We start from the raw sequence: 12,327 nt of genomic DNA, 5'->3' as shown, positions 1-12,327 counted from the left end.
CCGGAGAACTACCCGGCCGACAGCGCTGCCAAAGCCATCTGCCTCAGCACCGGACGGGCCCGCGAAGCGCTCGCCGCCGACGCGCTGTGCGGCGTGGAGTTGATCAGGCCGAAGGCGGCGTGGGCCTGAATGCGGGCGGCTTCCTCGGGGAGAGCGGGGTTCAGTTCGCGCAGGACACCCACCCAGATCTCGACGTATTGGCGCTGGGTGCGGCGCAAGATCCGGCGGTCGTTGGCGGGCACGTTGTCGAGGTCGCGGTCCTGGATACGGATGAGTTCGGGATTACCGAAGGCGAAGTCGAGATGGAAGTCGACCAGGGCCGTCAGCGCCGAGGCGGCCGACGGCGATTCGTCGACAACGGCGCGACCGCCCGTGAGCAGGCGCTCACTGATGCCGACCAGGAGTTCGACCAGCAGCGCCTCTTTGTTCGCGAAGTGCCGGTAGACGGCGGGGCCGCTGATGCCGACCGCCGCGCCGAGGTCGTCGAGCCGCACGCCGAAGAAGCCACGGTCGGCGATGAGCCGGGCGCCCGCGGCCAGCAACTGCTCGCGCCGCTGAGCCTTGAGCTGCTCGCGGCGGGTCGCCTGGACAGGCTCGGTAGTCGACATTGTGGCCGCCCCCTCTGGACAACTTGGTTAGTCAAGATTAACCTGAATTTCAGTTATTGGCGATTAACCGAGTGAGAGAATGGCGCGATGACGGTTACGCACGAGACCGAAGACGGCACCGTGGCCGTGACGAGCAACCGGGACGCACACGGCGCCCTGGTCGCGGATCTGCGGCAGCGGCTTGCCGCAGCCGCGCTCGGCGGTCCGGAGAAGTCCCGCGAACGGCATGTGGCCAGGGGCAAGCTGCTCCCCCGCGAGCGCGTCGAGCAGCTGCTCGACCCGGGCAGCCCGTTCCTCGAGCTGGCGCCGCTGGCCGGCAACGGCATGTACGGCGACGAGTGCCCCGGCGCGGGCATGATCGGCGGCATCGGCCGCATCTCGGGCCGTGAGTGCCTGATCCTGGCCAACGACGCGACGGTCAAGGGCGGCACGTACTACCCGATCTCGGTGAAGAAGCACCTGCGCGCGCAGGAAGTGGCCGCGCAGAACAACCTGCCGTGTGTGTACCTGGTGGACTCCGGCGGCGCCTTCCTACCGCACCAGGACGAGGTGTTCCCCGACCGCGAGCACTTCGGCCGCATCTTCTACAACCAAGCGAACATGAGCGCCAAGGGCATCGCCCAGATCGCGGCAGTCATGGGCTCGTGCACCGCGGGCGGCGCGTATGTGCCCGCGATGGCCGACGAAGCCGTCATCGTGCGTGATCAGGGCACCATCTTTCTCGGCGGCCCGCCGCTGGTGAAGGCCGCGACCGGTGAGGTCGTCACCGCCGAGGAGCTCGGCGGCGGCCTGCTGCATTCGCGGACCTCCGGCGTCACCGACCATCTGGCCGACGACGATCGCGACGCGCTGCGGATCGTCCGCAAGATCGTCGGCACGCTCGGCCCGAAGCCGGAGGCGCCGTGGGAGGTGCTGCCCAGCACCCCGCCCGCCAAGAACGAGGACGAGCTCTACGACGTGGTCCCGGTGGACCCGCGCACGCCGTATGACGTGCGCGAGGTGATCGACCGGATCGTCGACGGCGAGGCCGGATTCCACGAGTTCAAGGCCGAATACGGCAAGACCCTGGTCACCGGGTTCGCTCGCATCCACGGCCATCCGGTCGGCATCGTCGCCAACAACGGCGTGCTGTTCGCCGAGTCCGCGATGAAGGGCGCGCATTTCATCGAACTGTGCGACAAGCGCAAGATCCCGCTGCTGTTCCTGCAGAACATCACCGGCTTCATGGTCGGGCGCGACTACGAGGCCGGCGGCATCGCCAAGCACGGCGCGAAGATGGTCACCGCGGTCGCATGTGCACGGGTGCCGAAGCTGACCGTGGTGATCGGCGGCTCCTACGGCGCGGGCAACTATTCCATGTGCGGGCGCGCGTATTCGCCGCGCTTCCTGTGGATGTGGCCGAACGCGCGCATCTCGGTGATGGGTGGCGAGCAGGCTGCCTCGGTGCTGTCCACGGTGCGCGGCGATCAGCTCGACAGCGCGGGCAAGCCGTGGTCCGAGGAGGATCAGGAGGCCTTCAAGGCGCCGATCCGGGACCAGTACGAGACCCAGGGCAACCCCTACTATTCGACGGCCCGGATCTGGGACGACGGCGTCATCGCGCCGACCGACACCAGAACCGCACTCGGCCTTGCCCTTTCGGTGTGCGCGCAAGCGCCGCTCGAACCCGTTTCCTACGGCGTCTTCCGGATGTGAGCGACATGCTGAACAAGAACCATCTCGTCGAATTCGACACCGTCCTGGTCGCCAATCGCGGCGAGATCGCGGTGCGTGTGATCAAGACCCTGCGCGACATGGGCATTCGCTCGGTCGCGGTGTACAGCGACGCCGATGCCGACGCGCGCCATGTGCGTGAGGCCGATGTCGCGGTGCGGCTCGGACCGGCGCCGGCGCGCGAGAGCTACCTGTCGATCGAGAAGGTCGTCGATGCCGCCGTCCGTTCGGGCGCGCAGGCGGTACACCCGGGTTATGGCTTCCTGTCGGAGAACTCGGCCTTCGCGGCGGCACTGGCCGACGCCGGCATCGTGTTCCTCGGCCCGCCGGCCGAGGCCATCGAGGTGATGGGCGACAAGATCACCGCGAAGAAGACGGTGACGGCGTTCGGGGTTCCGGTGGTGCCCGGCATCGCCGAACCCGGCCTGACCGATGACCAATTGATCGCCGCCGCGACGGACATCGGCTACCCGGTGCTCGTGAAGCCGTCCGCGGGCGGTGGCGGCAAGGGCATGCGCCGGGTCACCGACCCCGCCGATCTGCCCGCCGCGCTGGTGAGTGCCCGGCGCGAAGCCGCTGCGGCGTTCGGCGACGACACCCTGTTCCTCGAACGGTTCGTCAACCGGCCCCGCCACATCGAGGTGCAGATCCTGGCCGACAAGTTCGGCAATGTGGTGCACCTGGGTGAGCGCGAATGCAGCTTGCAGCGCAGGCATCAGAAGGTGATCGAGGAGGCTCCCTCACCGCTGCTGGACGCGCAGACCAGGGCCCGGATCGGCACCGCCGCCTGCAATACCGCCCGCAGCGTGGACTACGTGGGCGCGGGCACCGTGGAGTTCATCGTCTCGGCCGACCAGCCCGACGAGTTCTTCTTCATGGAGATGAACACCCGTCTGCAGGTGGAGCATCCGGTGACCGAGATGGTCACCGGTATCGACCTGGTGGAATGCCAGGTGCGGGTCGCCGCGGGCCAGAAGCTGGCGCGCACCCAGGACGAGATCCACCTCGTCGGGCACGCGATCGAAGCACGTGTCTACGCGGAGGACCCGGGTCGCGGGTTCCTGCCGACCGGCGGCGCCGTGCTCGCGCTGTCGGAGCCGGAAGGCGCCGGTGTGCGGGTGGATTCGGGGCTCTCGGTGGGCACCGTGGTCGGTAGCGACTACGACCCGATGCTGTCGAAGGTGATCGCGCGCGGCGATACTCGCGCCGACGCGCTCGCCGCGCTGGACCGCGCGCTGGAACAGACCGTGCTGCTCGGCGTCACGAGCAATATCGAATTCCTGCGGTTCCTGCTCGCCGACGACGATGTGCAGGCGGGCCGTCTCGATACCGCCTTGCTGGACCGCCGCGTCGCCGACTTCGTACCCGCCGAGGTGACCGACGACGAATTCATCGCGGCCGCGACACATCACTGGTTGCGACGCTGGCCCGCCACCGGCGGCGACCCCTGGTCGACCCCGTCGGGATGGCGCCTCGGCGAACCCGCCCCGACATCGATCAGGCTGTCCGCGGGCGACCAGGCGCGCCACGTGTTCATCACCGGCACACCGGCTTCGGCGACCGTGTGGCTCGACGAGCCGGAGTCCGGCGGACTGACGAGCCGCCCCGAGCCCCGCACGCTCACCGCCGCCGTCTCGGCCGACGGTCTCGCCTCGACGCTCGACGGTCTGCGACGCACCTACCGCATCGCCGAGGCCGACGGCCAGCTGTGGGTGAGCCACGACGGCGGCCTCGCGGTTCTGCGCGAGGTCGCCGAGGCGAGCGTGCGTGGCGACGCCGCCCACGTGGGTGATGCCGAAATCCGCAGTCCCATGCCGGGTTCGGTGATCGCCACGCCGGTCGAGAGCGGCGCGACCGTCGCCGTCGGCGATCCGGTGATCGTGATCGAGGCCATGAAGATGGAGCACGCGCTCACCGCGCCGGTGGCAGGCACGGTGGAGGTGCTCGCCGTCCCCGGCGCCCAGGTGAAGCTGGACCAGGTGCTGGTGCGTGTCGTCGCCCACCCCGCAGAAACCGTCGTCGCGGCTGCCGCGACAGAACCCGCCGTCGCCGAGACCGCCGCGGCACCGACCGAGCCCGAAGGAACCCCCGCATGACCGACTACCTGTCCACCGGTTCGCTGCCGGAGGAATACCGCCAGCTCGCACTCACCGTGCGCGATTTCGCCAACCAGGTCGTCGCGCCGGTGTCGGCGAAACACGATGCCGAACACAGCTTTCCGTACGAGGTCGTGGCGGGCATGGCCGAGATGGGCCTGTTCGGCCTGCCGTTCCCCGAGGAGTTCGGCGGCATGGGCGGCGACTACTTCGCCCTGTGCCTGGCGCTCGAGGAACTCGGCAAGATCGACCAGAGCGTGGCCATCACCCTCGAGGCGGGGGTGTCGCTGGGCGCCATGCCGATCTACCGTTTCGGCAACGACAAGCAGCGCACCGAATGGCTGCCCCAGCTCACCAGCGGACAGGCGCTGGCAGGCTTCGGCCTCACCGAACCCGACGCGGGCAGCGACGCGGGCGGCACCAGGACCACCGCCGTGCAGGACGGCGAGAGCTGGGTGATCAACGGCAGCAAGCAGTTCATCACCAACTCCGGCACCGACATCACCCGCCTGGTCACCGTCACCGCGGTCACCGGACAGGCAGGCGGCAAGAAGGAGATATCCACCATCCTGGTGCCGACCTCCACCCCGGGTTTCGTGGCCGAGCCCGCCTACAACAAGGTCGGCTGGAACGCCTCCGACACCCACCCGCTGAGCTTCACCGACGTGCGGGTGCCGCAGGAGAACCTGCTCGGCGAGCGGGGTCGCGGCTACGCCAACTTCCTGCGCATCCTCGACGAGGGCCGCATCGCCATTGCCGCGCTGGCCGTCGGCGCCGCGCAGGGCTGTGTCGACGAGAGCGTGCGCTACGCGGGCGAACGTCAAGCCTTCGGGCAGGCGATCGGCCGCAACCAGGCCATCGCGTTCAAGATCGCCCGAATGGAGGCGCGGGCCCACGTCGCGCGTACCGCCTACTACGACGCCGCCGCGCTGATGCTGGCGGGCAAACCGTTCAAGAAGGCCGCCTCGATCGCGAAGATGGTCGCCAGCGAGGCCGCGATGGACAACGCCCGCGACGCCACCCAGATCTTCGGCGGCAACGGCTTCATGAACGAATACCCGGTGTCGAGGCACTACCGTGACAGCAAGATCCTGGAAATCGGCGAGGGCACCACGGAGGTACAGCTGATGCTGATCGCACGGGAGCTGGGTCTGTGAGCGAAGTCAGGCGGGTGGTCCAGCGCGGGCTGTGGTTCGAGGAGTTCGAGATCGGCACGATCTACGAGCACCGGCCCGGCCGCACCATCACCGAGGCCGACAATGTCCTGTTCACCACGCTGACCATGAACACCCAGGCCCTGCACCTGGACGCGGCCTTCGCCGACGCGCAGCCGCCGTTCAACCAGCGCCTGGTGAACTCGATGTTCACGCTGTCGACCCTGGTCGGGCTCTCCGTCGCCCAGCTCACCCAGGGCACGCTGGTCGGCAATCTCGGTTTCTCCGAGATGACCACGCCCGCACCGCTGTTCCACGGCGACACCATGTACGCGGAAACGCTGGTCACCGACAAGCGCGAATCCAAGAGCCGTCCCGGCGAGGGCATCGTCAGCCTGGCCCACACCGCACGCAACCAGCACGGCGTGATCGTGGCGACCGCGATACGCAAGACACTGGTCCGCAAGGCGCCGCGGGCATGAGCGGCCGGCACCCCGCCACCGGGCACCGTCGAAAGGACGCAGTATGAGCTGGCAGCCGAGTGGTCCCGCGTGGTTGTTCTGCCCGGCCGACCGCCCCGAACGCTTCGCCAAGGCCGCCGCGGTGGCCGATGTGGTGATCCTCGATCTCGAGGACGGTGTCGCGGCGGGCGACAAGGCCGCGGCCAGGCAGGCGCTCATCGACACCCCGCTCGACCCGCAGCACACCGTGATCCGGGTCAACGCGGCCGATACCGACGACTACGCGGCCGATCTGGCGGCGCTCGCGCAGACCGCCTACCGCCGGGTCATGCTGCCCAAATGCGAGTCGGCCGATCAGGTTCGCAGCCTCGACGGCTACGAAGTGATCGTGCTGGTCGAATCGCCGCTCGGGGCGGTGCGGATCACCGAGTCGGTGCAGGCCGGCAATGCCATCGGCGTGATGTGGGGTGCCGAGGATCTGGTCGCCGGACTCGGTGGCAACTCGAGCAGGCATGCCGACGGCAGCTACCGCGATGTCGCCCGTCAGGTGCGTTCGTCGACTCTGCTGGCGGCCAAGGCCTTCGGGCGCTTCGCGCTGGACTCGGTGTATCTGGACATCAAGGATCTCGACGGCCTCGCCGCGGAGACGAGCGATGCGGTCGCCGTCGGATTCGACGCCAAGGTCGCCATCCACCCGAGTCAGGTCGCGGTGATCCGCGACGGCTACGCACCCGACCCCGCCGAGCTCGACTGGGCGCATCGGGTGCTGGCGGAGGTGCCCAACCATCGTGGCGTCTTCGCGTTCGAGGGCCGTATGGTCGACGCGCCGGTGCTCCGGCATGCCGAACAGATCGTCCGGCGCGCAGGCGTGCCCACCTGATCATCGGGTAACCCACCCCCCGAGACACGAGTAGTCCAGACCGAGGAGGACATCCGGTGCAACCGCAATGGGTCCCGAGCGCGCACGACGTCGCGTCGGCCCGAATCACCGACTTCGCCACCTTCGTCTCCACGCGAACCGGCGACCAGTACCCCGACTACCAGGCCCTGTGGCAGTGGTCGGTGGACGACATCGCCGGCTTCTGGCAGGCCGTGTGGGACTACTTCGAGCTCGGCGAGACCGCCGGTGAGGTGCTCGGCTCGCGGGAGATGCCGGGCGCGCAATGGTTTCCCGGGACCCGGCTGAACTACGTCGACCAGATCATCCGGATGGCCCAGTTCGGCCGCCCCGCGGTGATCGCCCTGCACGAGGAGGCCGAGCCGCAGGAGGTGTCCTGGGCCGAATTGATCGAACAGGTCACGGTTTTCGCGCGCACCTTGCGTGAGCAGGGCGTCGAGGCGGGCGACCGGGTGGTGGGCTACCTGCCCAATATCCCGGAAGCGATCGTCGCCTTCCTCGCCACCGCCAGTATCGGCGCGGTGTGGAGCGCCTGCGGTCAGGACTATTCCGCCAAGGCCGCGCTGGACCGGCTCGGCCAGCTCGACCCGACGGTGCTGGTCACCGCCGACGGCTACCGGTTCGGCGGCAAGGCACACGACAAACGGGCCGACATCGCGGCACTGCGCGACGGGCTGCCCGACCTGCGCGCCACCGTCGTCGTCGCGCAACTCGGACTCGAGGTACCCGACACGCTGTCCTGGACGGACTCGGTCGCCGATGCCGGACTCGGTGTCATCGAAACAGTCCCCGTCGATTTCGATCATCCGTTGTGGATCGTGTTCTCCTCCGGCACCACCGGGCTGCCCAAGGGCATCGTCCACGGCCACGGCGGCGTGCTGCTCGAACACCTCAAAGCCGTAGCGCTGCAATCGAACATGGGCCCCGAGGACACGTTCTTCTGGTACACCAGCCCGAGCTGGATGATGTGGAACTTCCAGGTAGCGGGTCTGCTCACCGGCACCACCGTCGTCACCTACGACGGCAGCCCCACCGCGGGCGGGCCGGATGCGCTGTGGCGCATCGCCGCTCAGGTGGGCGCCACCGTTTTCGGGACCAGCCCCGGCTATGTTCTCGGCTGCGTCAAGGCAGGGTCGGTGCCACGCGCCGAGCACGACCTTTCGGCCCTGCGCTCCGTGGGTATCACCGGTTCGTCGCTGCCGGTGTCGAGCGCGCTGTGGTTGAACGAGAATGCCGGAGACCACGTTCAGGTGAACTCGATCAGCGGTGGCACCGATGTGGTGTCGGCGTTCGTCGGCGGTGTCCCGACCGTGCCGGTGTGGCCGGGTGAGCTGTCGGCGCCCTATCTCGGCGTCGCCCTCGATGCCTTCGACGAGCAGGGCAACCCCGTGCGCGGCGAGGTCGGCGAGCTGGTGGTCACCGCGCCGATGCCGTCGATGCCGGTGAGCTTCTGGCGTGACGACGACGGAAAGCGCTACCACGCGGCCTATTTCGACACCTACCCCGGCGTATGGCGCCACGGCGACTGGATCACCCTCACCGAACACGGCAGCATCGTCGTGCACGGTCGCTCCGATTCGACGCTCAACCGCCACGGCATCCGCATGGGCAGTGCCGACATCTACCAGGTCGTCGAACAGTTCCCGGAGATCGCCGAGGCCCTGGTGATCGGCGCCGAACAACCCGACGGCGGCTACTGGATGCCCCTGTTCGTCGTGCTCGCCCCCGGCGCGGAACTCACCGAAGACCTGAAAACCCGTCTCGCCACCGCGATCCGCACCGAGGTCTCCCCGCGCCACGTCCCCGACGAGATCCGCGAAGCCCCCGGCATCCCCCACACCCGAACCGGCAAGAAACTGGAAGTCCCCATCAAAAAGCTCTTCCAGGGCGCCGATCCCGCTCGTGTCGTCGAACGCAGCGCCGTCGACGACCCCACACTCCTCGACTGGTATGCCCGGATAAGCCCACCCGACAAGGGCTAATACACTTGAACTATGAATGTCAGCGAGTCTCGTGGGGCGCGTGGGGTAGCTGGGACTGAAGTTCGGCGGCGGCCGAAGAATCGCCGGGCGCAGATCGCGGCGTCGTCGGCGGTGGCGTTCGGCGCCGCCGGATATCACGGGGTGAGTATGGAGGACATCGCGTCCGGGCTGGGGATCAGTTCGGCCGCGCTGTATCGGCACTACCCCAGTAAGTACGCGTTGTTCCGGGAGGAGTTACTTCGGGTCGGGCAGGCGTTCACGGCATCGATCGTGGTGTCGGCCGAAGACACCCTGCCCGCGGCGCAACGGTTGCGGCACATGCTGACCGGGCTGATCGGCGCGACCGTCGAGAATCGGGCGACGGTACGGCTGGTGCGATGGGAGGGCCGCTACCTCGAGCCGACGGACCGGGTGGTGCTCGACGAGCAGCAGGGTTCGGTGCTGGTCGCGCTCGACGAACAGCTGGCGATCTTGCGTCCCGAATTGACCACGGCCGAGCTGCGGATGATCTCCACGGCGATTCTCGGTGTGGTCACCAGCGTCGCCGATCATCACGCCGCGCTGCCCCTTCGCACGCTGAACAAGTTGCTCGGCTCGGCGTGTATGGCGCTCACCGACACCGTATTGCCACCTGCCGCAACCGTTTCGGAGCTCGGCGCCCGCGCCCAGATTCCCGACTCGTTCAAACACGAACTGCTGCTGCGCAAAGCGGTGGAGCTGTTCCACAAACGCGGCTATCCGAATGTGAGCGTGGAGGACATCGCCTCGGCGGCGGGATTGTCGGCGGCATCGGCGGTGTACCGGTTCTATCGCGGCAAGAGCGATATCCTCGCCGCGGCGTTTCGACGCGCGGCCGACCGGGTGTCGGGGGCGATCGGGCCCGCGGTGGCGAGCACACCCGACAGCGGGGCCGCGCTCGGCGTGCTGGTCGACCAGTTCGTCGCCGACACGTTCGACGAGCGAGCGCTCGCCGTCGTCTACTACGCCGAATTCGGGCACGTGCCCGCCGAGGAACGTGCCGTCCTGCGCAATATCCAGCGGTTGAGCGTGCAGGAGTGGGCGCGGCTGGTGCGCGATATGCGGCCGGAGCTCTCCGCGGCCGAGGCGCGTTTCCTGGTGCACGCGGCGTTCGCGATGGTGATCGACCTCGGCCAGCGCTTCGGCGACGACCCGATCGCAGGCCGGGCCAGGGTCGGATACCTGATGCGGCGGGTGCTGCTCGGCTGAGGCAATTCACCCGTCGCGTATGAGGCGGTGCGTTGCTGACTCGTCATACGCTCGGCGATCAGGCCTTCGAACGGAGCGTGCATGGATTCTCGCGCGAGCGCGCTGACCAGGCGGTCGTTGCTCGGGCTCGCCGCCGCGGCCGCCACGGCGGCGGCGTTGCCCGGATGCGGTGACGAATCGGTACCCGAGCCGATCCGCACCACCGGTCGCCCGGATGTGCTCGCCCGGGCGATCGACGCCTACATCTACGGCTATCCGATGATCCTGCTGGACATGATGCGCGCGGCGAGCGGGCCGATCAACGGCTTCGATCACAGCGTCCTGCCCGATCCCGACGATCGCGGGGTGGCCAGGCTCAGCCACGACATGGTGTATTCGCAGGCGTGGCTCGACCTCACCGAAGAGCCGATCGTGCTCCAGATCCCCGGGATGGAGCCCGACCGGTTCTGGCTGTTCCAGCTGGTCGACGGGTGGGCGAACACCGTGCACGACCTGACCAGTACGACCCCGCGGACCACCGTGGACGCCGACGGTCCACCCTTCACCTATGTCCTCACCGGGCCGCAGTGGACCGGTGCGCTGCCCACGAAAGTGACCCGGCTGCACATGCCGTCGTCGATGTGCACGATCGTCGCGCGGGTCCAGATCAACGGCACCGGGGACGCGCCGACGGTCCACCAGTGGCAGGAGAAGATGAAGCTGATCCCGCTCAGCGCCTGGGATCGCGGTGAACTCGCCGGGACGGTCAGCCGCGTCCACGCGATAGACCGTGGACCCGAGCCACCGGCGAAGCGGATCGCCGCGTTGGACGGCCGCACCTATCTCAACCGCCTGTGCCGGCTGATGCTCACCGATCCCCCCGCTGCCGCCGACGCGCCACTGATGACGCAACTGGCCACGATCGGTGTCCAGCCCGGCGGGGTCGTCGACGACCAGCCCGCCGAAATCCTCGACGAGGCGGTGCGCCAGGCCCACCGCCGCATCGCCGACTGGACAGACCCGACCGCCCGCTCCGTCAACGGCTGGGAGATCCCCATCGACCTCGGCACCTTCGGTACCGACTACCTCCGCCGCGCGGCCACCACCAAGCGCTCCCCCGCCCTTGCCCCCGTCCGTGACGTGCTCTACGCGAACCGCGACGCCCCCACCACCGACGACCGGGGCAACCCACTGCGTTACCGAATCCGCTTCGAACCGGGCCGATGGCCTCCTGTCCACGCCTTCGCCTCGATCACCGCCTACGACACGCAAGGCTTCCTTGTCCCCAACCCCGACGCGATCTACTCGGTAGGTCACTTCCCCGCCGTTGTCCCCGCCCCCGACGGATCCGTGGAACTAGCCGTCCAGCACCAGGACCCACGTCCCGCCGTCCCCACCGGCAACTGGCTCCCCATCCCCGCCACCGGCGACTTCTCACTCACCCTGCGCCTCTACGCACCGCGCGAGGACGCCCTCGACGGCAAGTGGGAGCCGCCGCCGATGACCCTGGTCGACTGAGCCGGGCACGGTGTGCCGATCACCCGAACTCGACAACGGTGCCGTTCTCGATCGACACCCTCGCGGCCTCGAACAGCAGCAGCCAGGTGTTCAACTCCCGGTCGAACGGGTGCGGCGAATCGCTGTCCAGCATCGTCCGGATCCTGCCGAGCTCGGCGTCGGAGAGCACCCCATCGACCAGCTCGATACCCAAATACGCTGCGACATAGACGAGTTCGCGCATCAGCGCGGTGCTCGACCCGACCATGCCACCGGCGATGTCGACGTCCTCGCCGACGAAAAGCACTTCGTCGAAATCGACCGGTACGTAGAACCCTTCGCAATCCGAATGGCAGATCAGGTGGGAGTCGAAGGTGGATCCGACCAGGTCGATGGCTGGATCATCCGAAGCGCTGTCGCCGTCGGCGACGGGTGTGAGCGGCTGCTCGGGATACTCACGCGCTCGGGCATACGCACGTCGCAGATAGTGCACGAAAGAGTAGGGCACGCTCCCTATCCGAGCGCGGTCCACCGCCGGTCCCGCAGCCCTCGGCTCGTCGTGCGGAGCAAGCCCCTCCCGCACCAGTAATTCACTGAGCGCACGCAGTTGCTCGGTCAGCGCATCGAGATACTCCGGGTCACTGCCGTCTGCCACGGCAAAGGCCAGCCCCCCGGTCCCCACTGAAAGTCCCATGGTCGCAAAGCTAGCCCG

Annotated in this window: 10 protein-coding genes; 8 read left to right on the top strand and 2 right to left on the bottom strand. The window is 68.4% G+C overall.

Annotation, left to right across the window (positions count from 1 at the left end):
* Window positions 1-8 precede the first annotated feature (8 nt).
* Entirely contained in the window at window positions 9-608 is a 600-nt protein-coding gene (locus ACWF99_RS23330) for an SACE_7040 family transcriptional regulator (protein ID WP_452537341.1), read from the bottom strand.
* 87 nt (window positions 609-695) lie between these two features.
* Between ACWF99_RS23330 and ACWF99_RS23325 the strand changes: the two genes are divergently transcribed.
* From ACWF99_RS23325 to ACWF99_RS23290, 8 genes are all read left to right on the top strand, one after another.
* Window positions 696-2,303, top strand: coding sequence for a carboxyl transferase domain-containing protein (locus ACWF99_RS23325; protein ID WP_378658588.1), 1,608 nt, complete (start codon window positions 696-698; stop codon window positions 2,301-2,303).
* Between the two features lie 5 nt (window positions 2,304-2,308).
* Window positions 2,309-4,417: an ATP-binding protein gene (locus ACWF99_RS23320; protein WP_452537340.1), complete on the top strand. Its 2,109-nt coding sequence runs from the start codon at window positions 2,309-2,311 to the stop codon at window positions 4,415-4,417.
* Window positions 4,414-5,574 (top strand): acyl-CoA dehydrogenase family protein, encoded by a 1,161-nt coding sequence (locus tag ACWF99_RS23315; RefSeq protein ID WP_266293533.1) that lies wholly within the window; start codon window positions 4,414-4,416, stop codon window positions 5,572-5,574. Before ACWF99_RS23320 ends, ACWF99_RS23315 begins: the two co-directional genes overlap by 4 nt.
* Complete coding sequence (locus ACWF99_RS23310) at window positions 5,571-6,053, top strand: MaoC family dehydratase (RefSeq protein WP_378634408.1); 483 nt, start codon at window positions 5,571-5,573, stop codon at window positions 6,051-6,053. Before ACWF99_RS23315 ends, ACWF99_RS23310 begins: the two co-directional genes overlap by 4 nt.
* 43 nt (window positions 6,054-6,096) lie before the next feature.
* Entirely contained in the window at window positions 6,097-6,912 is an 816-nt protein-coding gene (locus ACWF99_RS23305) for an HpcH/HpaI aldolase/citrate lyase family protein (protein ID WP_452537339.1), read from the top strand.
* 56 nt (window positions 6,913-6,968) lie between these two features.
* Window positions 6,969-8,912, top strand: coding sequence for an acetoacetate--CoA ligase (locus tag ACWF99_RS23300; RefSeq protein WP_452537338.1), 1,944 nt, complete (start codon window positions 6,969-6,971; stop codon window positions 8,910-8,912).
* Between the two features lie 12 nt (window positions 8,913-8,924).
* Window positions 8,925-10,139 carry a TetR/AcrR family transcriptional regulator gene (locus tag ACWF99_RS23295; protein WP_378634400.1) on the top strand — a complete coding sequence of 405 codons (1,215 nt, stop codon included), beginning with the start codon at window positions 8,925-8,927 and terminating at the stop codon, window positions 10,137-10,139.
* An 81-nt stretch (window positions 10,140-10,220) separates the two neighbouring features.
* On the top strand, window positions 10,221-11,636 hold the full coding sequence (locus ACWF99_RS23290) for a DUF1254 domain-containing protein (protein ID WP_378634397.1): 1,416 nt from the start codon (window positions 10,221-10,223) through the stop codon (window positions 11,634-11,636).
* 19 nt (window positions 11,637-11,655) lie between these two features.
* Here the strand turns inward: ACWF99_RS23290 and ACWF99_RS23285 are convergent, their stop codons facing one another.
* Window positions 11,656-12,309, bottom strand: coding sequence for a hypothetical protein (locus ACWF99_RS23285; RefSeq protein ID WP_452537337.1), 654 nt, complete (start codon window positions 12,307-12,309; stop codon window positions 11,656-11,658).
* Window positions 12,310-12,327: the final 18 nt, after the last annotated feature.

Source organism: Nocardia sp. NPDC055002 (genome assembly GCF_053608825.1).
This window is presented reverse-complemented; position numbering and strand designations above follow the sequence as displayed.

Bases quoted from the DNA above. Each gene is read 5' to 3' on its own strand.
- ACWF99_RS23315 (WP_266293533.1), top strand. From the start codon at position 4,414: ATGACCGACTACCTGTCCACCGGTTCGCTGCCGGAGGAATACCGCCAG.
- ACWF99_RS23295 (WP_378634400.1), top strand. From the start codon at position 8,925: ATGAATGTCAGCGAGTCTCGTGGGGCGCGTGGGGTAGCTGGGACTGAA.
- ACWF99_RS23290 (WP_378634397.1), top strand. From the start codon at position 10,221: ATGGATTCTCGCGCGAGCGCGCTGACCAGGCGGTCGTTGCTCGGGCTC.
- ACWF99_RS23325 (WP_378658588.1), top strand. From the start codon at position 696: ATGACGGTTACGCACGAGACCGAAGACGGCACCGTGGCCGTGACGAGC.
- ACWF99_RS23285 (WP_452537337.1), bottom strand. From the start codon at position 12,309: ATGGGACTTTCAGTGGGGACCGGGGGGCTGGCCTTTGCCGTGGCAGAC.
- ACWF99_RS23305 (WP_452537339.1), top strand. From the start codon at position 6,097: ATGAGCTGGCAGCCGAGTGGTCCCGCGTGGTTGTTCTGCCCGGCCGAC.
- ACWF99_RS23330 (WP_452537341.1), bottom strand. From the start codon at position 608: ATGTCGACTACCGAGCCTGTCCAGGCGACCCGCCGCGAGCAGCTCAAG.
- ACWF99_RS23320 (WP_452537340.1), top strand. From the start codon at position 2,309: ATGCTGAACAAGAACCATCTCGTCGAATTCGACACCGTCCTGGTCGCC.